Raw genomic sequence first — 26040 nt, 5'->3', positions numbered from 1 at the left:
CAATGCTCGTAAAACCCTGTATCAGATGTGGTAGATGTCGATGACCTGGCGCACGTAGTCGTTCTTCAGCACCACCTTCTTGGCCTTGATCAGCGGCTGCTCGCCGCGCAGGTCGAGGGTGTAGAAGCTGGTACCGAAGTAACTGTCGGTGGTCTTGTAGCGGAAGCTCAGGGTGTGCCAGTTGAAACGCACCTGGCAGCTGCCCTCGCCTTGCTCGACGATCTCGATGTTGCTGATGTTGTGCGAGGTGCGGGTGTCGGGCACGGTCGCACTGGAGCGCTCGGTCTTGATACGGAACACGCGGTCTTCCAGGCCGCCACGGTTGCCGTACCAGATCAGCGAGATTTCGCTTTGTGGGTCTTCGGTGAGGGCGTCATCGTCATCCCAGCTCGGCATCCAGAAGCTGGCGTCGCTGGCGTACAGCTCCAGCCACTCGTCCCACTGGGCGTCATCCAGGTAGCGCGCTTCGCGGTAGAGGAAGTCGCGCACGGTTTCATACAGGCTCATTGCACGGCCTCCACAGGGATCAGCTGCTGTTCGTCCTTCAGGGCCTGGATCATGGTGTCCTGCCAGTATTTGTGTTGCAGCACGAACAGGCCTTCGTCCTCGGTGCGCACGCCAGACAGCAGCGGATGGAGCTCGATCTCTTTAGCCGCTTCATCGGCGCCTTCGACCCAGTGCTTCGCGCCACGGGACATGTCGTTCCAGCCAGTGCCGCCGCCGTAGCCGGTCTGGCAGGAGCGGAACTCTTCCAGGTCGTCCGGGGTGGCCATGCCGCTGACGTTGAAGAAGTCTTCGTACTGGCGAATGCGCTTGGCGCGGGCATCGGCGCTCTCGCCTTTGGGCGCGATGCAGTAGATGGTGATTTCAGTCTTGTTTACCGAAATCGGCCGGGCAACGCGGATCTGCGAGCTGAACTGGTCCATCAGGTACACGTTCGGGTACAGGCACAGGTTGCGCGAGTTCTCGATCATCCAGTCGGCACGGGCCTGGCCGAAGTCGGCAGCCAGCTGGTCACGGCGCTCGTAGGCGGGGCGGTCTTCCGGGTTGGCCCAGCGGGTCCAGAGCAGCAGGTGGCCATGGTCGAAGGAATAGAAGCCCCCGCCCTGCTTGGCCCAGGAGCCGGCGCTCATGGTCTTGATCTCGTCACCGGCCTCACGCTGCTTGCGCTGGTTCTGGGTGGCGGCGTAGTTCCAGTGCACAGAGCTGACGTGGTAGCCGTCGGCGCCGTTTTCGGCGGTGAGCTTCCAGTTGCCTTCGTAGATGTACGAGCTGGCACCGCGCAGCACTTCCAGGCCTTCTGGCGACTGGTCGACGATCATGTCGATGATTTTGGCCGACTCGCCCAGGTGCTCGACCAGCGGTTTCACATCGGCATTCAGGCTGCCGAACAAAAAGCCCCGGTACGACTCGAAGCGCGCCACCTTGGTCAGGTCGTGGGAGCCGTCGCAGTTGAAGCTGTCGGGGTAGCCGGCGTTGCTTGGGTCTTTCACCTTCAGCAGTTTGCCGCTGTTGTTGAACGTCCAGCCGTGGAACGGGCAGGTGTAGCTGGACCGGTTGCCGCGCTTGTGCCGGCACAGCATGGCGCCTCGGTGGCTGCAGGCATTGAGGAAGGCATTGAGCTCACCGTCCTTGTTGCGCGCGATGAAAATCGGCTGGCGCCCCATGGTCAGGGTGAGGAAGTCGTTTTTTTCGGGGATCTGGCTTTCGTGGGCCAGGTAGATCCAGTTGCCCTCGAAGATGTGTTTCATCTCCAGGTCGAACAGGCGTGGGTCGGTGAACATCTCCCGCTTGCAGCGGTAGATGCCCTTTTCACGGTCGTCCTCGAGCATGGCATTGAGGTAGTCGAATCCCAGGGACATGGCCAGGGTCTCCCTTGTTATTGTTTAGACCTGGTCAGTTTGGGCGCTGGTATTAGGCGGGAGTATCCGGTTTGTGCGCAGTGATATCCGTTTTGTGCAGGTTGAGGCGTCTGGCTTGAGAGCCTCTTCGCGGGCTTGCCCGCTGCCACAGGATTACCACTGTCCCCAAGCTTGTGGAATACCTGTGGGAGCGGTCGAGCCCGCGAAGAGGCCGGCGCGGTTCAGCGCCGATTGCGGAAGGTTTCGGAAGGCAATTCGCCAAACTGCTGCCGGTACACCTCGGAAAACCGCCCAAGGTGCAGGAAGCCATAATCCATGGCCAGTTCCGTCACACTGCGCACCGCGCAACTGGAGTCGCCCAGGCAGGCACGCACCTGCTCCAGCTTGCGCTGGCGCACATACTGCTTGGGTGTGATGCCCAGATGCCGGTCAAACAGGGCATATAACGAACGCAGGCTCATGCACGCTTGTTCCGCCAGCGCCTCGGCCGTCAGTTCAAGCTTCAGGTTACGGTCGATGTGGTCAATGATTCGCTCAAGGTTTGCCCCTGGCGAACCCAGGCTTTCACGACGAATATTGTTATTCATCAGGGTCAACAGCTTGCTGGCGACAATCTGGCTGTAGTGCCCCTGCACGCGCGGCAGCGAATCACTCACTTCCGCTTCGTGGCAAACCATGGCCAGCAGGTTGACGAACCCTTCCAGTTCATCCAGCCGGTAATGGTTGCGCAAGAACCGCACGCCACCTTCTGGCCGGTGCCAGCGCTGCTCATCGCAAATCGAGTCCAGCAACCGGGTGGGCACCTTGAGGATGAACTTCTCGCAGTCTTCCGAATAGGTCAGGTCAACCGGGTCATCCGGGTTGATCAGCAGCAACTCGCCCGGTACCAGGTGCTGCTCGCGCTTATGCCCCCGCCAAAGGCAGTTGCCGTTGAGCAACACTTGCAGGTGGTAGATGGTTTCCAGCGCTGGCGAGGTAACGCGCACACTGCCACCGTAGCTGATGCGGCACAGGTCGAGTTCGGCAAATTTGCGATGGCTGAGGCTGGCCTGAGGGTGCGTGGTGCGCGACAGTCCGATGCAATGCTGGCCTACATGCTGGTTCACATAATCGGACACAGCATAAGGGTCGGCGTGATGAAACACGCTACTGCGCTCGCTCAGCAGGCGGCTTTCCATAGGCAAGGCACTCGGTATCGTTATTGTTCTGGTCGCCGCTTCCTACACCCTTGTGGGCAGTGGTTGCGGTCGTCACGGTCATTCTATCGGGCCGGTTGTGGGGTGATGAGGGCAGGTGACAACCGGCGGATAGGCACACTACAGCAAAAAGGCGGGGGTTGGGCAATGCGGCTTTGGCAATGGATGGGCGGATACAGGACAAGAATGATGATTCACATGTTCGGTGATCGAACAGTTGTTCCTATGCTGGCCTCTTCGCGGTTAAACCTGCTCGTACACCGGCCTATGGTGCTCCTTCGATCAGTGTTGGAGCGGGTTTACCCGCGAAGAGGCCGGCATAGGCAGTAACGAATGCAGCGTACAACCGCTTCCTGTCGCCCTACCCATCCTTGGCTCCGCGCCCGGAATTGGCGCGGGGCAATGGAAAACAGCTCACGAAAGCGCCGACAAAAATGCGGGAAGCTAACAAACCCGCTGGCCACAGCCACCTCGGTCAACGACGTGCTGGTGTGCTGCAGCAACTGCCGCGCATGGGACAATCGCAGCTCCAGATAATACCGTGGCGGCGTGGCCTGTACATGGCGGCGGAACAACCTTTCCAGGTACCGACGGGACAACCCTGCGTGCTTGGCGATTTCATCGATGCCAATCGGGTCTTCTATATTGGCGTGCATCAGCTCCAGCGCTAGGCGCAGCGGCGCGCCGCCGCAGTGTTCGAGCAGCGCCAGCATCATGTTCAGCGCACTGCTGGCACCTGCGCAGCTAATGCGGCGACAGTCAAGCACGTGGGCCTGGCGGCTAGGCAGCCAAGGGGTGGCGTTGGGCTGCTGGTGCGGCCTGTGGAGCAAGAACTGGTGTTGAAAGATACCTTCCACTTCCTGGCGTTCAATGAAGACAAGAAACATGACTCCACTTGCCGGCGGTTGCGGGACTGGTTGCTGGACGAGTTTCAGCCGCTGCTGGAGTCGTTGCGTAATCAATGAACGCGCTGACGGTGTTGCCTTGGTCACTGCACGGGCAGAAAGTTCATTAGCAGCAGGCTTTGAGCGTAGTTCAAACCAATCCGCCGATAACGTTCATCCAGCAACTCCGCCAGCAGATCCAGCCGCGCAACGATTTTGCCGAACTCCACGGCAAAACTCAGGTTACTGCCCTCTTCCGAGATCTCGTTGGAAAACAGCAACAGCACCCCATTGGCGTCCTGCCGCTGGCTGAGCATCCAAGTAGCCTTCTCGATATTACGCGCTGCGTTGTTGACGAACAGCGGGTCGATGGTATCGGTCATGTAGAACTCGGTACGCCCACCATGCGCGGTAATCAGCATGCTGCCGATGGCGTAAATGAAGGCACCAACGCGATCACCGCGAAACTCCGGGCTCAGGGCGTAGCTCAATGCCGCCAGGTCGCGGCGGTTGCCCAGTTGCGGCAATGGCTGGCGTTGCTCGATGGCCATGCGAATCTGTCGCTCGGCGGTGGCGGCGTCGATGTAGCCAGACATTTTCCACTGGTTGGGATTGCGCTGGTACAGTTTGTTCATCAGCAGGTACAGGCTTTGCAAGTTGTCGCGCATGGACAGCGTGGCCATGCGGTCGACGCTGGTCTGGAACAGCTCGCTGGGCTTGCCGTTGCCGAACTGATTAACGATGTCACGGCCTTGCTCCTGGGTGCAGGCGCACAGGCATGTGAGGGCGCCTGCCAGTAGCAGGCGGGAGAAGAAACTTGGGTAGCTTGCAACCATCGGCACCGGGTCGATATTCGGCGGCTGCATTGGGGATCAGAGCAGCCTAGCCAAGCATAGAGCCCGGAAATCGGAAAAAGTGCGGAGGCTGGGATTAGCGGCAACCTGTGCGGGCCTCTTCGCGGGCAAGCCCGCTCCCACAGGAGTACCGCAGACTCTGATAACTGTACAGTACCTGTGGGCGCGGGCTTGCCCGCGAAGAGGCCCGCACAGGCGACGCATCAATCACAGGGCGTGGCGCAACATCTCCACCACCTGCGCATGCAGCGCCGGGTCCCCACATGCCACCACGCAACCACCATTCTGCGCCGAGCTGCCATCCCACGCAGTGATCACACCACCCGCCCCTTCAATGATCGGCATCAGTGCCTGCACGTCATACGGCTGCAGGCTGGCCTCCACGATCACATCGACAAAGCCCGAAGCCAGCATGCAGTAGGCATAGCAATCACCGCCATAACGCATCAACCGCGCCTGACCGGCAACGGCCTCGAACGCAGCCTTGCGCTCGGCGGTATCGAACATGTCGGGAGTGGTGCACATCAGCGTGGCCGAGGCCAGGTCGGCGCAGGCACGGGTTTGCAACGGCGTGCCGCTGCGCCAGGCACCTTCAGGGGTGCCGACAAAGCGTTCGCCGGTGAATGGCTGGTTCATCACACCTACAACCGGCCGTTCGCCGTCATTCAGGGCGATCAACGTCCCCCACAACGGCAGGCCGGTGATGAAGGCACGGGTGCCATCAATCGGGTCAAGCACCCAGGTCAGCGGGCTGCTGCCGACCGCGACACCCGCTTCCTCACCCAGAATACCGTGGTCGGGGTAGCGGGCCTGGATCAGCTCGCGCATGGCGTCCTCGGCCGCCTTGTCAGCCACGGTGACCGGGTCGTACAACCGCCCCCCCTTGTCCTCGACAGCCAGGCTGGCACGGAAATAAGGCTTGATCGCCACCGCGGCGGCATCGGCCAGCTGCTCGGCGAAGGTGCGGAATTCACCGATCTGTTCAGCACTCAGGGACATGGGACGGCCTCAGGACAATGATTAGGGGCAGCATCATACCCGACACAACGAGCATCGCCAGCCTGCCGCTCATGCAGCCTGAGGCGAACTAGACTGAACAAGACCAGATCACCGGGGGGCTGCCACACGTAGCCCAGTTTGTCGGCCACAGCCGGGCCGATGTGATTGTCATGGGCAGCCACCGGCATGACGCGATGCAGACGTTCCTGGGCGGAACCACGGCCCATGTACTGGAGCATCCGTTGTGTAATGTGCTGGCGATCAAGTCCGTTCACTGAGCTCTGGCATACCTAAACCGGCCGCTTCGTGGGCAAACCCGCTCCGTCAGGGATATCAACGGTGGGAGCGGGTTACCCGCGTAAAGGCCGGTGTGTATTTCACTGGTTGATATTTGGTACACCAGTGCCATACAAAAAGAATGCATTTGATAATGATTCGTAGTAATTTCGCGACGCTTCCTCACCCGCTCCCTCAGCGCCTTACTCCAGGATCGTACCGTCGATGCGTCGCACGTTCGTTTCGCTTTGTGTGCTTCATGCTGTCTCCCCGCTGGCCTTTGCCGAGCCCGAACCGCTCAGCGACCCTGTCCAGATTGAACTCCAGGCTTTAAACATCACCAGCAACGCCGACAGCGAACGCGCCGATGGCCCGGTCTTTGGCTACAAGGCCACCCGCTCGTCCAGCGCCACCCGCACCGACACGGCGCTGCACGAAACGCCGCAGTCGGTCAGCGTGGTGCCCAAGGATGTGTTGACCGATACGGCCAGCACCCGCCTGCAAGACGCCCTGGATTATGCCGGTGGTGTGGGCCGCGCCAACAACTTTGGCGGGCAGGGCCTGACCACGGTCACTGTCCGCGGTTTCACCACTGGCGAGTACTACCGCAACGGCTTCCCGATGAACCGCGGTTACCCGAATGCGCCTGATGCCAACAACGTCGAGCGTCTGGAAGTGATCCGCGGCCCGGCCAGCAGCCTGTACGGCCGTGGCGACCCCGGCGGCACCTTCAATGTGGTTACCAAGCAGCCGCAGGCTGAACAACAGGTCACCCTGGGCAGCCAGTTCGACGATCAAGGCATGCACCGCGCCACCCTCGACGCCACCGGTGCCTTGAACCAGGACGGCAGCCTGGCCTATCGCCTGAATGTGTTGGGCGAAGGTGGCGACAGCTTCCGCGACAACATCGAAAGCGAACGCTACAACGTCGCGCCGGTGCTGAGCTGGCAGGTGAACGATGCGACCAAAATCGTCTTTGAAGGCGACTTCATGCGTAACAACCACCCGCTTGACCGCGGGCTGACGCGTTACACCAACCAAGCTGGAAGCGCCTCGCGCGATACCAACATCTGGGGCAAAGGCAGCGACAACAGGCTGCACAACGATAACAACATGGCGCAGTTGCGTTTCGAGCATGCGCTCAATGATGACTGGACCTTGGGCGGCGGCATGCAGTGGCTGGACGGTACCCTCAAGGGCAACGCCATCGAAGCCAACACCCTGCAGGCCGATGGCCGTACCCTGGGGCGTAACTTCAACTACCGCAAGCTGGAATGGCGTGACCGCGACTACCAGTTGAACCTGACCGGACACTTCGACACCGGCGGTTTCAGCCATACCCTGCTGACCGGTGTCGAGTATGAAGACTACGATTACAATTCGATCATCCAGCGCTCAGGCGGCAGCGCGACTGATTACACCATCGACTTGTTCGACCCGGTGTACAACCAGGCGCGCCCGGCCCTGAACCGCACCACCACGCATGACAAGGAAAACCTCAAGACCTGGGCATTCTTCGTTCAGGACCAAGTTGCCTTGACCGAGCGCCTTAAAGCCTTGGCGGGCGTGCGCTTCGAACGCTTTGAACATGACTACGTCAACAAGCTCAACAGTGCGGGGGACTTCGATAAAGGCGAGAACGGTGTAACCCCGCGGTTCGGCCTGCTGTATGACCTGACCGATACCGTCGCGGTCTATGCCAACACCGCACGCTCATTCAAGCCCAATAGTGGCGCTCCTGCCGGTGCAACAGGGCGTGGTTTCGACCCCGAGAAAGGCAAGTCCTACGAGCTGGGTGTGAAATGGGAGGCACTTGATCGCCAGTTGAGCGTTGACGCGGCGATCTACCACATCGTCAAGGAAAACGTGCTGACTCGCGACCCGAACAATCTGAACTACAGCATTGCCGCCGGTGAGGTGCGCAGCCGCGGAGTGGATATCAACGTCGCCGGCAACATCACGCCTGAATGGCGCGTCATCGGTGGCTACTCGTATGTCGATGCCGAAGTTACCAAGGACAACCGCCTGCCCACCGGCACGCGCCTGGCCAACATTCCGCGCAACAGCTTCAGCTTACTCAATACCTACGAGTTCCAGGACGGCTTCGCGAAGGGGCTGGGGTTGGGGGTAGGCGTCAAGTACGTGGATGACCGTAGCGGTCAGACTGAAGCAGTCACCTACAACATGGACAATTACACCGTGGTTGACCTGCTCAGCTTCTACCAGCTCAACGAGCATGTGCGCCTCAATCTAGATGTGAAGAATGTCTTCAACAAGGAGTACGACGAAGGGGCATTCAACACCTATGCCTACCCAGGCAACCCTCGCACGGTACAGGCAGGGGTTTCCTACACATTCTGAGTAGCCGGGGCTGCTTTGCAGCCCTTCGCCGGCAAGCCAGCTCCCACAGGTACTGCATATGACTTCAGTGCAGTCCACGGCGTGGGAGCTGGCTTGCCGGCGAAGGGCCGCACAGCGGCCGCTTGCGTCAGAATCCCTTGCTGTAGAACAGCGAGTACGACTCGATCCCGTCGTTAGGCTGCTTGATGCCCGCATTGGAGTAATGCATCGCACGGATCCCCACCTTCTGCTCCCCCGGCAACTTCAAGCCAAAACCGATGCGGTCTTCGAAGTTGACCGAAGAACCCAGACGCTGATCGCCCACGTCGGTCTTGGAAAACGCCGCCAGGCCAATGCCGGCCTCGATGTACGGCGTGTAGGTGAAACCGCTGAACTCATAGGTGAATACCGGGCTGAACGACAGCGAATGTGCGCCACTGGCGTCCCCGCCCTCCCAGTAGGTGTACGCAGCGTCCCAATACCCGCTCAGATAACCGGTGTTGCTTTCCAGCCATTTCTTGTCCCAGTCGAACGACATGCCAATACGGTAGGTCATGTCACCTTGGCCTGTGGCGCCAACGGCACCGGACACCTGCGCGGCCTGGGCCAGATTGGCCCCTGCAAAGGCCAGCACTGCGGCGGCCAGCGATGCTGCCAGACGGGTTTTCATCAACGACTCTCCTGATGGTCTACACGGCAAGTGGGGGCTTGAGCCCCTCGATTTTATGCGGTGCCCGGCACTTCCAGGCCGGTCACACGAAGTAATAGTTTTTGATTATTGTCCAGATAATCAGAAAGTTGAAAGTGAATTGCCACTATTGGCTAATTCGCTTCTTCAAGATGTGCCTTGCCGTGCGCAGGGCTTCAGTCGTATTCCGCCTCAGGGGTTCGAGCACATCCCGGACCAATACCTAACCCTGCTCGTCCAACATCTCCAGTTGAAGGCTCAGGCTCATGGCGATGTGCTCCGACTCGGCAGGAGTACATGCGTACTCCCGCCCGTTATCCATTAACGCCAGTTAAGGCTCACCGTCGCAGGGGCCTTTCCGTTAACAGTCACCATTTGCTGCACTGTCTGCCCTTGAGCGTTACCGGTGACTTTGTATTTGCCAGGCGGCAACTGCACATACAGCAGTGGCCCGGCATCCATGACGCTGAGCACGGGCTGCCCCTGGGCGCTCTGGATATCGACATTGGCACCGCTCTGGAACTTGCCTTCCGGCCCTGTAGAAAGCTCTACGTGCAAGTCGTAACCCGGGGTCTTGCGCAGGGCGTTGGCCTCATCCTGGCCGATGCCTCCCTGGAGAAAGCGCACGCCGTTCTGTTCCTGTGGTTGTAACTGAACGGCCTGTATATCGATGGGGGCATTGAGGTTGGCGGCGACTGCCAAGGTCCATGGCATGGCCAAAGCGACCAGCAGTGCCGCACCGAGGGCATAGTGATGGTTACGCATGGTACGACCCTCCTTCAGAGGATGGCTTACCTAGTATCTGATCCTTCAGGCGTACCGGTGTTCGTGCCGATGTCTGGTTACCGTCGTGATATTCGGCACTAACGCATGAAACGAACGTAAATTTATATGAATATCAGGATGTTGTGCGTGCTTCTTCAAGCAGCTTCACAAACATGCTCAAGCTGCGCGATACCGTGCCCCGACGCCACACCAGCCAGGTTTTCAGGTAGCGGAAATCCTCCGACATCGGCCACGCACTGACGGTGCTGCACCCGGGCATATTGTCGAGCATGCTGCGCGGCATCATGGCCAGGCCTGCGCCAGCGCTGACGCAGGCCAGCATGCCGTGGTAAGACTCCATCTCGTGGATCTTGCCCGGCACCGCCTGGTCCTGCACGAACCAGTTTTCAAAGTGATGGCGGTAGGAGCAGTTGGCGCGGAAGGCGTAGATGCTCTCCCCGTTCACGTCCTGTGCACGGGTGACCGGGGCATGGTTGAGCGGCGCGATCACCATCATCTCTTCCTCGAACACGGGCATGCCCTCCAGTGTCGGGTGCAGCACCGGGCCATCGACGAACGCTGCCACCAGGCGACCCGACAACACGCCTTCCAACATCGTGCCCGAAGGGCCGGTAGACAGGTCCAGGTCGACCTTGGGATAGCGCTGGTTGTAGGCCGCCAGCAGTGCCGGGATGCGCACGGCTGCGGTGCTTTCCAGTGAGCCCAGGGCGAAGGTGCCCTGCGGGTCTTCACCGGCCACGGTCAACCGGGCCTCGTGAACCAGGTCGAGAATGCGCCGGGTGTATTCGAGAAAATTCCAACCCGCAGGCGACAGGCGCAGGCGGCTCTTTTCGCGAATGAACAGTTCAACGCCGAGGTCTTCCTCCAGCTGCTTGATGCGCGTGGTCAGGTTCGACGGCACCCGATGGATGTGCTGCGCGGCGGCACTGATGCTGCCCTGCTCTGCCACGGCCTTGAAGATCTCCAGTTGCACCAGGTCCACAGCCTTTCTCCAAACGTGAATGTTTCGCTCATTATTATTCAGTTTTCATTAAAGCCATAGCCCACTAGTCTGGCGTCACTGATTAACAACAACGAGAGTGTCCGCCATGAGCGCGATCAGCAGCCTGACCCACGCCATCTCCCTCGACCCGTACAGCGGCGAGCAGATCGGCGCCTACCCGTTCGACACCGACGCCGCACTGGAAGCGGCGCTGCAACGTGCCAAGCTTGGCTACCGCCAGTGGCGCCAAGTGTCGCTGGGGCAGCGCAGCGAGTACCTGCTCGCTCTGGCCGGCACCCTCGAAGCCAAGGCCGAAGCCTTCGCCCAGATGATCAGCCGCGAAATCGGCAAGCCAGTCGCCCAGGCCCGTGGCGAAGTCAGCAAGTGCGTTGGCCTGTGCCGCTGGTACGCCGAGCACGGTCCGGCCATGCTCGCGCCGGAGCCGACCCAGGTTGAAAAAGCCCGTATCGAATACCGCCCGCTTGGCCCGATCCTGGCCGTGATGCCCTGGAACTTCCCGGTCTGGCAGGTATTGCGCGGCGCCGTGCCGGCGATCCTTGCGGGTAACACGTATGTACTCAAGCATGCGCCGAACGTGATGGGCAGCGCCTACCTGCTGGGCGAGCTGTTCAAGGATGCCGGGCTGCCAGAGGGCGTGTTCGAAGTGCTGAACGTGACCCCGGATGGCGTCACCCGCGCCATCAACGACACGCGCATTGCTGCCGTGACCTTGACCGGCAGCGTACGTGCCGGCATGGCGATCGGTGCCCAGGCCGGTGCCGCGCTGAAGAAGTGCGTGCTGGAGCTGGGTGGTTCCGACCCGTTCATCGTGTTGGCCGACGCTGACCTGGATGCCGCCGTCAAGGCTGCGGTCATCGGCCGCTACCAGAACACCGGCCAGGTCTGCGCCGCGGCCAAGCGCCTGATCGTCGAAGAAAGCATCGTTGACGAATTCACCCGCAAGTTCGTTGAAGCCACCCGTGAACTGAAAGTGGGCAACCCGCTGGACGACGACACCTACATTGGCCCGATGGCCCGTTACGACCTGCGCGATGAGCTGGACGGCCAGGTGCAAGCGACCCTCGCCGAAGGCGCCACCCTGCTGCTGGGCGGCAACAAGGTCGAGGGTGTGGCCAACTTCTACGCGCCGACCGTGTTCGCCAACGTCACGCCGGACATGACGGCGTTCAAGCAGGAGCTGTTCGGGCCGGTGGCCGCAATCATCACTGCCCGTGATGCCGACCATGCGGTGGAGCTGGCCAACGACAGCGAGTTCGGCCTGGCCGCAACGATCTATACCGCCGACTATGCGCTGGCCGAGCGCATGACCACAGCACTGGATACCGGTGGCGTGTTCATCAACGGTTACTGCGCTTCCGACCCCCGTGTGGCGTTTGGCGGCGTGAAGAAGAGCGGTTTCGGGCGTGAGCTGTCGCACTTTGGTGTGCGCGAGTTCACCAATGCCCAGACTGTCTGGCTGGACCGCAACTGATTCAGAACCTTTGGGGCTGCTTAGCAGCCCCAAAGGCTTCAATCGCGAACCTGGTCCTTGACCCAGTCCAGCATCCCTCCCGGCACGATCAATTCATGCCGCGCCCGCGAACAGGCGGTGTACAACCCCGCCAGCATCCGCGCACGCTCATTGCGGTTGCCCGCCACCTGAGGCGCCACCATCAGCTCCGGTGACACCATCACCCGGGCGAATTCCATGTTCTTTACATCCCTTACCCGCCCCAGGAACAACTTGGGTGCCTTGTCCCAACGGTAACGGCTCTTGGCCTTGGCAAAGTGCTCCGGCGTGTAGCCCTTGCGCAGCATGTTGGCCACGGCAACGAACGCCTTGTCATCGCCCTTGTCCTGCTCCAACGCCTGCCAGCTGGCATAGCGGAACAGCATCGGGTGCCGCGGCCGTGTGCCGTAACGGTACAACTCGATGCAGTCTTCGACGAACAATTCGAAGTCCTTGCGCGCGCTTTTGAGCAGCACGAACGGCACGCCCTGGTGAGTCAGGCGCTGGAACCAGCCAAACAGGCCCCATTCGTCATCGACGATCAGCGCCGTGGGTTGTTCCGGCACCGTCACGGCATCGAAGAAACTGACCCGCGTGTAGTGCTCGGCACTGCCACTGAAAGCGGCCTGAATCGCGGCCGGGTGCGCCTGAATCAGCGGGTTCAGCACGTTGTCCATCGCCGGCCCGGCACGCAGCGAATGGTCGATACAGCGCTGGCGAATGAAACCGCCATGGTGCGGGCTGAGGCCGTTGAGGTTCTGCAGCTCGTCCCCCAGGGCAATGATCGACTGCGGGCTGCGATCAAGCACGGCAAGCATCGGTGCGGACAACTCATGGGCTTCGTCGACGATGACGTGGGTATAACGGCTGTCGATCACATAGTCGATCAGCGACAGCAGCTTTACCCGGTGGTAGTCGCGCACCGGTAGCTGGATTTCTCGTGCCGACGGGCGAATCAGTTCCTGCCAGTACGACCTCGCCTTTTCCAGCAGCACCTCCTGGTCAAGCGGCGAGGTGCCCGGCCCGGCCCAGGGCAAATGGTGCAATTGCAGCTGGGTGTCGGCACTGTGGCAGAACGTGCGCACGGCGCGCACGCACAAGGCAACCACATCGCGTGCGGCAACCGGGCCGATGTCGGGAATGGCCAGCCAGCGCACCACCTGCGCGTCCTGCGGGCGCCACGACAGCTTGGTACGGTACGGGTCGCGCAAGCGCCAGCCATTGCTGGTGAGGTCACGGTTCAGCAGCTCGTCCGCCAGCTGGCCGAAGGTCATAGCGGTGTAGGCGGCAGGGTCCTTCACCCGCGCTTGCAGGGCGCGCAACTGGCCCTCGGTCAATGCCAGCAGCAACGTGCGCTGTGGCTCCAGCAGCCGGGCGAACTGGTGAATCAGGAAGGTCTTGCCGGTGCCGGCGAAGCCCTGCACGGCCACCGACTCGTCTATTCCACTGAGAAACTCGCGCAGCAGGCGGTTTTGCTGATCGCTGAGCATCAGGTCACTGGCCAGGGACGGCAAGTACACCGGGTGCAGCGGTGTGGCCCGCTGGCGGTAGGTGTCGGCGAACAGGAAGCTCCACTGGCCTTCGGCATCCAGCAGCTCGTCTACGGTGTACTCCACCTCGGCCGACAACAGGGCAATGCCGTTTTCACCCAGCATGCCAAGGCCCATGGCAAAGGCTTCGCGATCGAAGTGCTGCGCCACCTGGCCCTGGAAACGCCCGGGCGCAGCGCTTTCGACTTCGTTGGCGATGCGCACGATTTCGGCGAAACGGCGCTCTTGTGCGTCGGCCGATGCGGTGCCGGGCTGGCGTGGGAGGTTTTGCACGAACAACACTGCGGCGGCGTCGAGCACGCTGGCAGTGGTGAAAAATTCGGTGTTGAGTTTGCTGGCGAGGCGGTCGGCCTGGTCGCTGGGCAAAGGCAGGTAAAACATCGGTACCTCGGGTGGAAACAGGGCGGCACGATAGCAACTTTCAGTAGGGAATGCTGGGTTTAACCCCTGCCCCGCTTCAATGTCTCGCTGGGAAACTCTTGGAACAACTGTTTGTAACGCTCTGAAAACCTTCCCAAATGCCAGAATGACCAGCGCATCGCTACTTCGGCGACCGTCACGCCACCACCGCGCAACAAGTCGCGCCGCGCACCGTTCAGCCTGCGCAAACGCAGCCACTGCGCCGGTGGCATGCCGGTAAATGCCTTGAACGCCTGCTGCAACTGGCGCAGGGAAACCCCGGCAACCCCTGCCAACTCCACCAGGTTCAGCGTCTCTTCCGGGCAGTCGGCTGCCCACTCGCTCACCCGGCGCATGATCGCCCGCTCTTCGTCACGGCGCCCCAGCGCCACACCCTGCAAGCGTTGGCAGGCATTGTCGAGTATAAACAGGCAGTCCTCCAGCAATTGCTCCGCCAGGGCCTGCCCTTGCAGCGGGCAATCCGCCTCGCCCAGGCGCGTCAGCGTGGCGCTCAGCCAGCTACCGAACAGGGCATTCTGCCCGCTGCCCAACGGCACCATGAACAAACCCTCGAGGCGCTGTGGGTCCAGCCCGTGCTGGGCCAGAAAGGCCTGGTCGAACACCACCGCCACTTCCTGGTAGTTCTCCGGCGTGATCCAGATATTGCGGCTTTGCTCGTTGAGCAGGTACAGGCTGTTCTCGCTGCGGTCGAAGCAGAACGCCAGCGAACCGCTCGGTGCGCGGAAAAACTGCTCCACCCGGGTGTTCAGCCGCTCTTCGTACACCTCCACACCATCGAGCCCCAGGCAGCGCAGTTCACCGCTGAAATGCCCGGGTGACATCTGCCGATACTGTTGCTGCCAGCCAGGGGTGGCGCGCACTTGCTCGGTAACGTCGGTGGTATGAAAAGCCTGGACCTGCAACGCATTGGCGGTTGTCACGCATTGTCCTGTATGCACTCTTTTGGTGCATTCATTACTGAAGAAAGTGGATAGATTGCCCCGGGGGGCTACGACCAAGATAGTCTCCAGCGCGTCACCTGGGAAGCGTGATGCCCCGCAAACCCCGCGACGGCTTTCTCGGGCTTACACGTTCCCACACTAAAACCCAACCAAGAGGTCTGTATGAACGCCCCCTTCGATCAGCTGTACACCTGGCTGAAAGAACACCGCATCACCGAAGTCGAATGCGTGATCAGCGACTTGACCGGCATTGCCCGTGGCAAGATCGCGCCCACCGCCAAGTTCCTCCACGAACGTGGCATGCGCCTGCCGGAAAGCGTGCTGCTGCAGACGGTCACCGGCGACTACGTTGACGATGACATCTACTACAACCTGCTCGACGCCGCCGACATCGACATGGTCTGCCGCCCCGACCCGAGCGCTGTGTACCAGATCCCGTGGGCGATCGAGCCGACTGCGATCGTGATCCACGACACCTTCGACAAACAAGGCAACCCCATTGAGCTGTCGCCGCGCAACGTGCTGAAGAAGGTGCTCAAGCTGTACGCCGACAAAGGCTGGCAGCCGATCGTCGCACCGGAAATGGAGTTTTACCTGACCAAGCGCTGCGAAGACCCGGACTTGCCGCTGCAGGTACCGCTGGGGCGCTCGGGCCGTGCCGAAAGCGGCCGTCAGTCGTTCTCGATCGATGCCGCCAACGAATTCGACCCGCTGTTCGAAGACGTCTACGACTGGTGCGAGATCCAGGGCCTGGACCTGGATACGCTGATTCACGAAGACGGCCCGGCGCAGATGGAGATCAACTTCCGCCACGGAGACGCGCTGGACCTGGCCGACCAGATCACCGTGTTCAAACGCACCATGCGTGAGGCAGCCCTCAAGCACAACGTCGCCGCTACCTTCATGGCCAAGCCGATCACCGACGAGCCGGGCAGCGCCATGCACCTGCACCAAAGCGTGGTGGACATCGCCACCGGCAAGCCGATTTTCGCCAATGAAGACGGCAGCATGAGCCCGCTGTTCCTGCACCACATCGGCGGCTTGCAGAAGTACATCCCCAAGCTGCTGCCGATGTTCGCCCCCAACGTCAACTCGTTCCGCCGCTTCCTGCCGGACACTTCGGCGCCAGTGAACGTCGAGTGGGGTGAAGAAAACCGTACCGCCGGCCTGCGTGTGCCTACTTCCGGCCCCGAGGCGATGCGCGTGGAAAACCGCCTGCCGGGTGCAGATGCCAACCCGTACCTGGCGATTGCCGCCAGCCTGCTGTGCGGCTACCTGGGCATGGTCGAGCAAATCGACCCCAGCGCACCGGTACAAGGCCGTGCCTACGAACGGCGCAACCTGCGCTTGCCGATCACCATCGAGGATGCGCTGCAGCACATGGAAGACTGCGAAACCGTGCAGCAGTACCTGGGCAAGCAGTTCGTCCAGGGCTACGTGGCGGTCAAGCGGGCCGAGCACGAGAACTACAAGCGCGTGATCAGCTCGTGGGAGCGCGAGTTCCTGATGCTCAGCGTCTGACCCACCTTGGGGGGCTTAAAGCCCCCTGCACCGAACTCGAAGAACAAGACCTACGAGGTGTCCCATGCGTCATCTGCAAGCCCTGATACCCGCTGCATTCACCCTGCTGTTCGCCACCACCGCCCACGCCACCCCTTCGGTCAGCGTGTACAACTGGACCGACTACATTGGTGACACCACCCTGGCCGATTTTCAGGCCAGCAGCGGGATCAAGGTGGTGTATGACGTGTTCGACTCCAACGAAACCCTCGAAGGCAAACTGCTGGCCGGGCGCACCGGTTATGACGTGGTAGTGCCGTCGAACCACTTCCTCGCCCGCCAGGCCCAGGCTGGTGCTTTCCTGCCGCTGGACCGCAGCAAGCTGCCGAACTGGCAGCACCTTGACCCCAAGCTGCTCAAGCAGCTTGAACAGAACGACCCCGGTAACCAGTACGCGGTGCCGTACCTGTGGGGTACCAATGGCATCGGCTACAATGTCGACAAGGTCAAGGCGGCACTGGGCGTGGACCATATCGACTCGTGGGCGGTGCTGTTCGAGCCGGAAAACCTGAAAAAGCTCAAACAGTGCGGCGTGGCCTTCATGGACTCGCCCGATGAACTGTTCCCGGCTGTCCTCAATTACCTGGGCATGGACCCGCGCAGCGAAAAGCCGGCCGACTACGCCAAGGCCGAAGCCCGCCTGCTGGAGCTGCGCCCCTACATCACCTACTTCCATTCATCCAAATACGTCTCCGACCTGGCCAATGGCGATGTCTGCGTGGCCTTCGGCTACTCCGGCGACGTGTTCCAGGCCGCCAACCGTGCCGTGGAAGCGAAGAACGGCGTGAAAGTGGCCTACAGCATTCCCAAGGAAGGCAGCAACCTGTGGTTCGACCTGCTGGCCATCCCCAAGGACGCCAGCAACCCCGAGCAGGCTCTGGCATTCATCAACTACCTGCTCGACCCCAAAGTGATCGCCAAGGTCAGCGCAACCGTCGGCTATGCCAATGCCAACCCGGACGCCAAGGCCTACATGGATGCATCGCTGGTCAACAACCCTGAGATCTACCCTCCCCAGGACGTGCTGGACAAACTGTACATCTCCAGCACCCCGAGCCCGAAGATCATGCGCGTCATGACCCGCTCCTGGAGCAAGATCAAGTCCAACCGCTGAGTCGAGAACGCCCATGTCTTTCAATACTCAACACGCCGCTTCGTACTACGCCGCCACGGCGCGCGATGCGGCACCCTACCCCAGCCTGGACGGCGAACTGACGGCTGACGTGTGCGTGGTCGGCGGCGGGCTGACCGGGGTCAATACCGCCCTGGAGCTGGCCGAACGTGGCCTTTCGGTGGTGCTGCTGGAAGGCCGGCGCATCGGCTGGGGCGCCAGTGGGCGCAATGGCGGCCAGCTGATTCGCGGTATTGGCCACGATGTCAGCGGATTCGCCCGGCATGTGGGCCAGGACGGCGTGCGTTACCTGAAGCAGGCCGGCATCGATTCAGTGGCGCTGGTGGCCGAGCGTATCGCCCGCTACGGTATTGCCTGCGACCTGCGTTGGGGTTTCTGCGAACTGGCCAATACACCGGCCCAGTTCGCTGCTTTCAAGGATGAACAGGACGACCTCGCTGCGCTGGGTTATCGCCATGCAACACGCCTGGTCGGTGCCGGGCAGTTGAACGAGATTGTCGCCAGCGACCAGTACGCCGGCGGTCTGGTCGACATGGGCTCGGGCCACTTGCACCCGCTCGACCTGGTGCAGGGCGAGGCCCGTGCCGCGCACGGCCTGGGTGTGCGCATTTTCGAGCAAAGCCCGGTAGTGCGCATCGAGCACGGGCCTTGCGTCACCCTGCACACGGCTCGCGGCAAGGTGCGGGCCAGTAGCCTGGTACTCGGGTGCAACGCTCACCTCGACGAGCTGGAGCCACGCCTGAGCGGCAAGGTGCTGCCAGCCGGCAGTTACGTGGTGGCCACCGAACCATTGCCCGAAGCACTGGCCAGCAGCCTGATTCCGCAGAACATGGCGCTGTGCGACCAGAAGGTCGGCCTGGACTACTACCGCCTCACCGCCGACCGCCGCCTGCTGTTTGGCGGCGCCTGCCACTATTCCGGGCGCGACCCCAAGGACATCGCGGCCTATATGCGGCCCAAGGTACTGAAGGTATTCCCCCAGCTGGCCAATGTACGCATCGATTTCCAGTGGGGCGGCATGATCGGCATCACCACCAACCGCTTCCCCCAGGTTGGGCGCCTGAGCCAGTACCCGAACGTGTACTACGCCCAAGGCTACTCCGGGCATGGGCTGAACGTGACTCACTGGACGGCGAAGCTGCTGGCAGAGAGCATTGCCCTCGGCCATAGCCATGGCCTGGATGTGTTCAGCGCCGTGCCACACCTGACCTTCCCAGGGGGCAAGGCCTTGCGCTCGCCGCTGCTGGCACTGGGCATGCTGTGGTACCGGTTGCGCGAAGCGTTGGGTTAATCAACAGACGGGATGCTGCTTGGGCAGGCGCCTCCTGGATCAGCAGGCGCCGGCACTGGTCATTGAAATATAAAGTGAAGTCTAAATTATTAGACTTAAACGACTGTATTTATTGATTTTTATTAAAATCGTATAATCAGCTTAAAGAATAACCTGTAGCCCTTTGTTCTTTATGATATTAAGCAGCTTTAAAGCGGGTCCCGATGGACGCGTTTCCCCTTGCTCCCATTTGCGTACCGTTGATGCACTCGTATGAAGGTGCATAGCGAAGACCGGTTGGCTGAAATTGAGTGCCTCGCGCAACCGGCGTATATCCACCGCACTGAAATCCAGCACTGGCGCGGGACACAGCGCTTCGTAATCCCGAAGGGTAACCTTGCCAATCGCCCCCGCCTCATGAAGGGCAACGAGGTCCTCACGTAATGACTCAACCAGTTCGCTGCTCACAGCAGACCTCCACTAATACACCCGCCTGCAACGCCCGACAGAGCGCCAGCGGTGATAAATCAAGAAAAACCTTGCCCGCGAATCTCAACGCTTTCTGCTCTTCCAGCGTGATGTTTGCCTGGTCGCTTTTGGCGAAGCCATGTAGAAAAACACATCGATTGCCAATTCTGGCCGATAGCAAGGTTCGATAGCCGCCACGCTTGCCCGCCCCTTGCGCTGCCACACGCTTTTTGAACAATTCGCCACCCAGCCTTGCATCGACCAAGCCTTTTCGCATCTCTTCTACTGCCTGGCACAGCGATTCATCAGTGAGCCTGTGGGCCGCCTGCCAGCGCGCGAAGTCCTTGCGCTTGAAAATCTCCATGAGTTACCTCTTACCATACCCGCAGCGGGCATAGTTTCCAAGAGTGATAACAATTTTAAAGCCAGCCACTTCCGATGGCTTTGTAGGAATTTGCAACGTCGTCAGACCCGACTGCCGTACTGCTTATCGCAACTGATTGAACTCCCTGGCTGGCCAACTGTCGCGCACCTGCTAGCGTTGTTCTGGCCGACCTCTCATGGATGCACCTCCATCATGAAATCACTGCCTCGCATTACCCTGTTGTGTGCCGCGCTGCTTGCCGTGGCCGCCTGCTCCAGCAAAAGCGTGGACCCCAAGGACTATTCCGGCTTCCTCAAGGATTACAGCCGCCTGCAGGAAGCCAAGAGCCCTTCGGGTGACCCGGTGATGCGCTGGATCGACCCCAACGTTAACGTCAACCAGTACAGTCAGGTGTTCATCGAGCCCAGCCAGTTCTACCCCAAGCCACAGCCAACGGCGGTGATTTCGCAGCAGACGCTGCAAGAAATCACGCGTTACTTCAATGAAGCCTTGCGCCGTGAAATGGGCAGCGTGATGCCGCTGGCCAAGGGGCCAGGCCCGGGAGTGATCGTGGTGCGCCCTGCCATTACAGCGGTGTCGACCAGCAACGAAGGCCTTAAGCCTTACGAAGTCATCCCTATCGCATTGATTTCGGCGGGAGTGAACACTGCCATGGGTGGCCGTGATCAGGAAGTGGATGTCGGCGTGGAGGCAGCGTTCCTTGATGGTGCCAGCCAGAAGGTGCTGGCCCAGGTGGTGCGCAAAGGCACGGGGCAGGAACTGGAGAACGATACCCAGAAGCTGACCTTGAATGACGTAAAGCCAGTGCTGGATGGTTGGGCCAAGGACATGCGCGCCAGTTTTACTTCTGTTAAGCAGAAATCGCGCTAGTGCTTGCCGTGTTGAAGGAAACGCTAATTGTCAGTTTGACCGCTTCGCAGAGCACGCACTGCTGACGGTGACAACGGAGGGGCGCTGGGAGTGGCAGGTTCGCGAATTGCATCGCCACTTCCAGCCGGCTGTGATAGCCAAGAAGGAGCACTGGGCGACACGGGTACGTAGTTAGCCTTAGTGCCGGTTACATGGTGACTTGAACTCACCATTTCTGCCGGCGTAAACCTGTAGCGATTGCCCCTGTAGGTGAAGGTATTACTTTCATCCTTTCTAGCCGGCACGATAATTAGCGAGGGAGAATTGGCTCTTCCACTCGCGAATTCCGACGATAGATCATGCATCAAAGAGTCCCTGACAGATCGCTTCGATAGCGTGGGGAGATCGTTTGCTCTCAATGCCTTACCTAATCCTGATGAAACCCTCAAAGGTAGCTTGACGCCTAAAATTTTGACATGCGCTTCCCCGGAAGGATCATGGAAGTTGATGGGATCTGCAGAGCAGTAGCAATAGGCATTCATACCCCCACGGTCAAAAGGGCTCTGCGAGTCAGGAGCAAGGAACCGCATGAGCCTTGGCCTATAAAGACGTTTACCTTGACCCAGCGGGTAACTGTCCATCAACACGTCGCGCCACTGCCCATTGAACCCCACCGGCGTCAGCGCTTGTCCCGACGACGACGCACCATATGGGGAATAAGCCTCCCGAGTTAAAATGCCTGACTCCCATACAGCGACCACAGAATTGCGCCCGATGGTTTGAACCAGCCCTGCTCTCTCTCGCTGCTGCGACAACAGCCGATCGTTTGCGTAGAGCAGCCGTGTGTGAGCAGTACCGACCTGACACACCAAAGACCGCCCCTCATAAAAAAGCTTTTCGACGTATTTCTTCATTTGTGTAATTCCCATACACAGCAATCCGAATGTCTGTTGCTTCATTATCCGGATATACTTGAGCATGTGGAACTAGCAGTTTTATCAGGCCCACTAACACTCTACGAATGCAACCGCCAAACCGCCGCGCGAAGTTTCCTTGTAATTGGCATGCATGTCCGCCCCGGTATCACGCATGGTGCGGATTACCCGGTCAAGTGAGATGAAGTGCTCGCCATCCCCACGCAACGCCATCTGTACGGCATTGATCGCCTTTACCGCAGCAATCGCATTGCGCTCGATGCACGGCACCTGCACCAGGCCACCGACCGGGTCGCAGGTCAGCCCGAGGTTGTGCTCCAGCGCAATCTCGGCGGCGTTCTCAAGTTGTGGCGGTGTTGCACCCAGCACTTGCGCCAGGCCGGCAGCGGCCATCGAACACGCTGAGCCCACCTCGCCCTGGCAACCGACTTCGGCCCCCGAAATCGACGCGTTTTTCTTGCACAAAATACCGACCGCTGCGGCGCCGAGCAGGAAGTCCACCACATCCGCGTCATTGGCACTGGGGTTGAACTTCATATAGTAGTGCAGCACCGCCGGGATAATACCGGCCGCACCGTTGGTTGGTGCAGTGACCATGCGCCCACCGGCAGCATTCTCTTCATTGACCGCCAGGGCGAACAGGTTCACCCACTCCATGGCGCTGAGGGTCGAGCCAATCACGTTGGGCTTGCCCAGTTCCTGCAAGCTGCGATGCAGCCGCGCGGCGCGGCGTTTGACGTGCAGCCCACCCGGCAGGATGCCTTCGTTGCGCAGGCCGTTCTGAACGCACGCCTGCATGGCGGCCCAGATACGCAGCAAACCTTCACGCACTTCGGCTTCCGGGCGCCAGGCACGTTCGTTGGCCATCATAAGTTGCGCAACGCTCAAACCGTGCGTTTTGCACAAGGCCAGCAGCTGGGCCGCACTGTCGAATTCGTAGGGCAGGACCACTGCGTTGCTTTCGGCGGCAGGGGCATCGATTTCGGCCTGCTCGACGATAAATCCACCGCCCACTGAATAGTAGGTCTGGCACAGCAGGCTGCCCTGCCCGTCCAGCGCCTCCAGGCTCATGGCATTGGGGTGATAAGGCAGGTTTTCGTCGAGCAGCAACATGTCACGGCCATACTCGAAGGTCATCGGGTGGCTGCCATCCAATATCAGGCAATGCTCCTGCAGCACCTGGCTGATACGCGAATCGATGGTGGTCGGATCGATCCGGTCTGGCCATTGGCCCATCAGGCCCAGCAGGCAGGCGCGATCGGTGGCATGGCCAACCCCGGTAGCCGACAGCGAGCCATACAACCGCACTTCAACGCGCGTGACCCGCGTCAGCACCCCCTGCTCACGCAGGGCCTGGGCGAACGTCGCGGCTGCCCGCATCGGGCCGACGGTGTGAGAGCTGGACGGCCCGATGCCGATTTTGAAAAGGTCGAAAACACTGATAGCCATGCTAATGCCTGACCATGCCCTGAGATGAATCCACGGCACGGTTATCTGAAGAAATTGAGCGGTATTGCGATTTTGCGCGATACTGACGCGCTCATTCACGAATGACCAACGAATCTTTCTAAGCAAGGCTTTAGTGGTGCTAAACGATGCGACGACAACTCAATGGTCAGGTGTTCGTCTGGCTGCATGTATTCGCCTGCGCAGCCCGGCACCTGTCCTTCACCCGCTGCGCCGAAGAGCTGCACATTACCCCAGGTGCTGTCAGCCAGCAGATGCGCCAGCTGGAAGAGCGCCTGGGTTACCGGCTGTTCCTGCGTCGGGCACGGGGTGTGGAGCTGAGCGCCGAAGGGCAACGCCTGGCCCAGACGGTGACAGAAGCCTACGGCAGCATCGAGGCCGAATTGTTGCGCCTGGATGCCGGTGAAATCCGCGGCACCTTGCGCGTGCGCTCGATCCCGTCTTTTTTGGCCAAATGGCTCACCCCGCGCCTGCCGCGTTTTCAGCAGCGTTACCCGGACATCGAGCTGCGCCTGGTGGCCGAGGACAGTGCCCAGGCATTGACCCCAGGCGATTTCGACCTGGCTATCGACCTGAACGATGGCAGCTACCCTGGCATGCTCTCGACCCCGCTGCTGGACGAGCAGATCTTTCCGGTGTGCTCACCTACCCTGCTACGCGGGCGCCCGCCGCTGCATGGGCCGGCGGACCTGGCGCACTACCCGCTGCTGCACGACATCACGGCATGGCGTGGCAGTTCGGAGTATGCGGAGTGGGAGTTCTACCTGGAGGGTATTGGCGCCGCCGGCCTGGATGTGCGGCGTGGGCACACCTTCAACCGCAACCACCTGACCATCGAAGCGGCCATCGCCGGCATCGGCGTAGCGATCGCCCGTCGCACACTGTTGAATGACGAACTGGAGCGCGGCGCATTGATCGTGCCGTTCGGCGTGCCGATCGCCAACCACAAACGCTACGTGGTGCATTACCCGCCAGGCGGGTTGAACCAGCCTGGGGCCCGGGCGGTGCATGACTGGCTGGTGGAGGAAGCGCGAGGATTCCGGGAATTGCACCCGCTGAACAAGGAATAGCCAGCCTGTACACGGCCGCTCCTACAGGGATCTTGCCAGCTTTCAATAACTAGTAAGCCTGCTTGCCGGTAAAGGCATTAAGGGTGCGCACCAGAATCACGAAGTCCAGCCACAGCGACCAGTTGTTGATGTACTCGATGTCAGAGTCCACCCGCTGGATCATCTGCTCGATATCCTTGGTCTCTCCCCTGAAGCCACGTACCTGGGCCAAGCCGGTCATGCCCGGCTTGATGTTGTGGCGGGCAAAGTAATCAACGATGTCCTGGGAATACAAGGTGTCATGCTGCAGCGCATGCGGTCGCGGCCCGACCAGCGACATTTCCCCGGTCAGCACATTGAACAGCTGTGGCAATTCATCCAGGCTGGTGCGACGAATGAAGGCGCCAATCCGGGTAAGCCGCGGGTCATTCTTCTGTGCCTGCTTGACCACATCACCTTCGGGCTGGTGGACATGCATGCTCCTGAATTTCCAGATCCTGAACGACTCCCCGGTCCAGCCCGTGCGTTCCTGGCGGAAGAACACCGGGCCGGGGCTGGTGAGTTTGATGGCCAGCGCAACCGTCAGCAATACAGGCGAAGCGCACAGTAGAATGACTGCTGCCAGCACCCTGTCCTCAAGGTTTTTTAGAAAAAGGCTCATGCCCGTCAGGGGCGTTTCCGACAAGGTCAGCACAGGAATCCCGGCAATTTCCCGCACACTGTGGTTGATCAGGCGCAACGAAAAGATATCCGGCACCCAGTTCACCGCGATGCACTTGTCGAGCAACTTGAAGTACACATCGTTGATGACCTCGGAGCCACCGAGCGGCGTAACCAGGTAGACGGTGCGTATACCATGCTGGGCGACGATTTCATCCAGGTCTGCAATGTGCCCCAGCACAGGCAGGCGCTGCTTGCCCTCGCCGTTGTCACGCCCCTGCCCGTCGCCCTTGCCGAGCAGTACGCACCCCAATACCCGCTCACCAAACCAGGGGTTGTTGCTGATTTTCTGATAAAGAAAATTCGCCAGGTCGCCGTCGCCGATAATCAGCGCGTTATCCAGGCGTGCATGGGCAGTAAAACGCTTTTGCAATTCACGAACGGCAAAGTGCAGGAACAACTGCGCGATGTAGCCAATGATGAACAACTGCACCACCAACAACCGCGAGTACGTTTCACTCTGCTTGGTCAGGAAGGCCATGACCACGAGAAAACAGAACGTTGCCGACCAGGCCTTGAACAGGCGGAAGGCTTTGATCGAAAGCCCGACATTGGTGCGGTAGATCGCATAATGGTCGTAAATGACGGCCAGTGCGCCAATCAGCAACAGCAGCATGATTACATAATCGGAGGTAATGTAACCAAACTGATCGTAGATGAGATACCAGGCAATACTGGTGACTGCAATGCCATCGAGCCCTGCCTGAATGGCGTTACTTACGCTGCTTCTTCTTTGGAGTAAGGAACGACTGCTTCTGGGTTCGAAAACCATTTCAGACCTCATGTGTGTGAGCGTAGCCAGTGCCTTCCATCAAGCATCAAGTCTTGAAAACAGCGTGTACAACGGCAGATAAGCAAGATCGTGCAGCCCCCAAGCCACTGCTCTCACTGTAGCAGCCACCCGCCATCAGCGCGGA

Annotated in this window: 23 protein-coding genes and 2 pseudogenes; 9 read left to right on the top strand and 16 right to left on the bottom strand. The window is 60.4% G+C overall.

The features are described 5' to 3' along the window. Positions 1 to 21: 21 nt before the first annotated feature. From benB to APH36_RS15505, 4 genes and pseudogenes are all read right to left on the bottom strand, one after another. A complete protein-coding gene (benB, locus tag APH36_RS15520) occupies positions 22 to 507 on the bottom strand; it encodes a benzoate 1,2-dioxygenase small subunit (RefSeq protein WP_060499371.1) in 486 nt (161 codons plus the stop codon). Continuing rightward, a complete protein-coding gene (benA, locus tag APH36_RS15515) occupies positions 504 to 1862 on the bottom strand; it encodes a benzoate 1,2-dioxygenase large subunit (RefSeq protein WP_016715262.1) in 1359 nt (452 codons plus the stop codon). The genes benB and benA overlap by 4 nt, the downstream gene beginning before the upstream one ends. Positions 1863 to 2083: 221 nt before the next feature. Further along, the gene (locus APH36_RS15510; RefSeq protein ID WP_060499370.1) at positions 2084 to 3040 is read right to left on the bottom strand and encodes an AraC family transcriptional regulator; all 957 of its coding nucleotides are present in this window, start codon (positions 3038 to 3040) and stop codon (positions 2084 to 2086) included. Between the two features lie 317 nt (positions 3041 to 3357). After that, a pseudogene (locus APH36_RS15505) lies at positions 3358 to 3840 on the bottom strand (helix-turn-helix domain-containing protein); the annotation flags it as partial. Positions 3841 to 3879: 39 nt separating this feature from the next. Here APH36_RS15505 and APH36_RS31690 point away from each other — a divergent pair. Continuing rightward, the gene (locus APH36_RS31690) at positions 3880 to 4023 is read left to right on the top strand and encodes a hypothetical protein (RefSeq protein ID WP_225850719.1); all 144 of its coding nucleotides are present in this window, start codon (positions 3880 to 3882) and stop codon (positions 4021 to 4023) included. Between the two features lie 23 nt (positions 4024 to 4046). Here the strand turns inward: APH36_RS31690 and APH36_RS15500 are convergent, their stop codons facing one another. Continuing rightward, the gene (locus APH36_RS15500) at positions 4047 to 4778 is read right to left on the bottom strand and encodes a hypothetical protein (protein ID WP_060499426.1); all 732 of its coding nucleotides are present in this window, start codon (positions 4776 to 4778) and stop codon (positions 4047 to 4049) included. Positions 4779 to 5003: 225 nt separating this feature from the next. Further along, positions 5004 to 5795, bottom strand: coding sequence for a histidinol-phosphatase (gene hisN, locus APH36_RS15495; protein WP_060499369.1), 792 nt, complete (start codon positions 5793 to 5795; stop codon positions 5004 to 5006). A gap of 128 nt (positions 5796 to 5923) precedes the next feature. Between hisN and APH36_RS30860 the strand changes: the two are divergent. Then, positions 5924 to 6073, top strand: a pseudogene (locus APH36_RS30860) (universal stress protein); the annotation flags it as partial. Positions 6074 to 6296: 223 nt separating this feature from the next. After that, the gene (locus APH36_RS15490; RefSeq protein WP_060499368.1) at positions 6297 to 8432 is read left to right on the top strand and encodes a TonB-dependent siderophore receptor; all 2136 of its coding nucleotides are present in this window, start codon (positions 6297 to 6299) and stop codon (positions 8430 to 8432) included. Positions 8433 to 8559: 127 nt separating this feature from the next. Here the strand turns inward: APH36_RS15490 and APH36_RS15485 are convergent, their stop codons facing one another. The 3 genes from APH36_RS15485 to APH36_RS15475 form a co-directional block, all read right to left on the bottom strand. Further along, positions 8560 to 9081, bottom strand: coding sequence for an acyloxyacyl hydrolase (locus tag APH36_RS15485; protein WP_060499367.1), 522 nt, complete (start codon positions 9079 to 9081; stop codon positions 8560 to 8562). Positions 9082 to 9420: 339 nt separating this feature from the next. After that, positions 9421 to 9864, bottom strand: a complete 444-nt coding sequence (locus tag APH36_RS15480) for a hypothetical protein (protein ID WP_060499366.1) — start codon at positions 9862 to 9864, stop codon at positions 9421 to 9423. A 133-nt stretch (positions 9865 to 9997) separates the two neighbouring features. Continuing rightward, the gene (locus APH36_RS15475; protein WP_060499365.1) at positions 9998 to 10867 is read right to left on the bottom strand and encodes a LysR family transcriptional regulator; all 870 of its coding nucleotides are present in this window, start codon (positions 10865 to 10867) and stop codon (positions 9998 to 10000) included. Positions 10868 to 10973: 106 nt separating this feature from the next. On the opposite strand from APH36_RS15475, the gene APH36_RS15470 reads away from it, so the two are divergent. After that, positions 10974 to 12359 (top strand): aldehyde dehydrogenase family protein, encoded by a 1386-nt coding sequence (locus APH36_RS15470; RefSeq protein WP_060499364.1) that lies wholly within the window; start codon positions 10974 to 10976, stop codon positions 12357 to 12359. A gap of 38 nt (positions 12360 to 12397) precedes the next feature. Here APH36_RS15470 and APH36_RS15465 read toward each other — a convergent pair whose 3' ends face one another. Continuing rightward, positions 12398 to 14308: an AAA family ATPase gene (locus APH36_RS15465; protein ID WP_060499363.1), complete on the bottom strand. Its 1911-nt coding sequence runs from the start codon at positions 14306 to 14308 to the stop codon at positions 12398 to 12400. A 59-nt stretch (positions 14309 to 14367) separates the two neighbouring features. Beyond that, positions 14368 to 15267 (bottom strand): helix-turn-helix domain-containing protein, encoded by a 900-nt coding sequence (locus tag APH36_RS15460; protein WP_060499362.1) that lies wholly within the window; start codon positions 15265 to 15267, stop codon positions 14368 to 14370. Between the two features lie 183 nt (positions 15268 to 15450). Here APH36_RS15460 and APH36_RS15455 point away from each other — a divergent pair, with 183 nt between their 5' ends. The 3 genes from APH36_RS15455 (at position 15451) to APH36_RS15445 (ending at position 19271) form a co-directional block, all read left to right on the top strand. Beyond that, a complete protein-coding gene (locus APH36_RS15455) occupies positions 15451 to 16809 on the top strand; it encodes a glutamine synthetase family protein (protein WP_060499361.1) in 1359 nt (452 codons plus the stop codon). Between the two features lie 64 nt (positions 16810 to 16873). After that, the gene (locus tag APH36_RS15450) at positions 16874 to 17962 is read left to right on the top strand and encodes a polyamine ABC transporter substrate-binding protein (RefSeq protein WP_060499360.1); all 1089 of its coding nucleotides are present in this window, start codon (positions 16874 to 16876) and stop codon (positions 17960 to 17962) included. Positions 17963 to 17975: 13 nt separating this feature from the next. Next, positions 17976 to 19271 (top strand): FAD-binding oxidoreductase, encoded by a 1296-nt coding sequence (locus APH36_RS15445; RefSeq protein ID WP_060499359.1) that lies wholly within the window; start codon positions 17976 to 17978, stop codon positions 19269 to 19271. Positions 19272 to 19412: 141 nt separating this feature from the next. Here APH36_RS15445 and APH36_RS30855 read toward each other — a convergent pair whose 3' ends face one another. Beyond that, entirely contained in the window at positions 19413 to 19718 is a 306-nt protein-coding gene (locus tag APH36_RS30855) for a DNA-binding transcriptional regulator (RefSeq protein WP_082426403.1), read from the bottom strand. After that, positions 19699 to 20082, bottom strand: coding sequence for a type II toxin-antitoxin system RelE/ParE family toxin (locus tag APH36_RS15440; RefSeq protein WP_060499358.1), 384 nt, complete (start codon positions 20080 to 20082; stop codon positions 19699 to 19701). The genes APH36_RS30855 and APH36_RS15440 overlap by 20 nt, the downstream gene beginning before the upstream one ends. A 213-nt stretch (positions 20083 to 20295) precedes the next feature. On the opposite strand from APH36_RS15440, the gene APH36_RS15435 reads away from it, so the two are divergent. Further along, positions 20296 to 20973 carry a DUF3313 domain-containing protein gene (locus APH36_RS15435; protein ID WP_060499357.1) on the top strand — a complete coding sequence of 226 codons (678 nt, stop codon included), beginning with the start codon at positions 20296 to 20298 and terminating at the stop codon, positions 20971 to 20973. Between the two features lie 23 nt (positions 20974 to 20996). Here APH36_RS15435 and APH36_RS33225 read toward each other — a convergent pair whose 3' ends face one another. Together APH36_RS33225 and APH36_RS15430 are read right to left on the bottom strand one after the other, a co-directional pair. Next, complete coding sequence (locus APH36_RS33225; RefSeq protein ID WP_164524526.1) at positions 20997 to 21866, bottom strand: RHS repeat-associated core domain-containing protein; 870 nt, start codon at positions 21864 to 21866, stop codon at positions 20997 to 20999. Between the two features lie 93 nt (positions 21867 to 21959). Continuing rightward, entirely contained in the window at positions 21960 to 23336 is a 1377-nt protein-coding gene (locus APH36_RS15430; protein ID WP_060499356.1) for an L-serine ammonia-lyase, read from the bottom strand. A 146-nt stretch (positions 23337 to 23482) separates the two neighbouring features. Between APH36_RS15430 and APH36_RS15425 the strand changes: the two genes are divergently transcribed. Then, entirely contained in the window at positions 23483 to 24424 is a 942-nt protein-coding gene (locus APH36_RS15425; protein WP_060499355.1) for a LysR substrate-binding domain-containing protein, read from the top strand. A 49-nt stretch (positions 24425 to 24473) separates the two neighbouring features. Here the strand turns inward: APH36_RS15425 and APH36_RS15420 are convergent, their stop codons facing one another. Then, entirely contained in the window at positions 24474 to 25895 is a 1422-nt protein-coding gene (locus APH36_RS15420; protein ID WP_060499354.1) for an undecaprenyl-phosphate glucose phosphotransferase, read from the bottom strand. Positions 25896 to 26040 lie beyond the last annotated feature (145 nt).

The organism is Pseudomonas sp. NBRC 111133 (genome assembly GCF_001320605.1).
GTDB lineage: Bacteria > Pseudomonadota > Gammaproteobacteria > Pseudomonadales > Pseudomonadaceae > Aquipseudomonas > Aquipseudomonas monteilii.
This window is presented reverse-complemented; position numbering and strand designations above follow the sequence as displayed.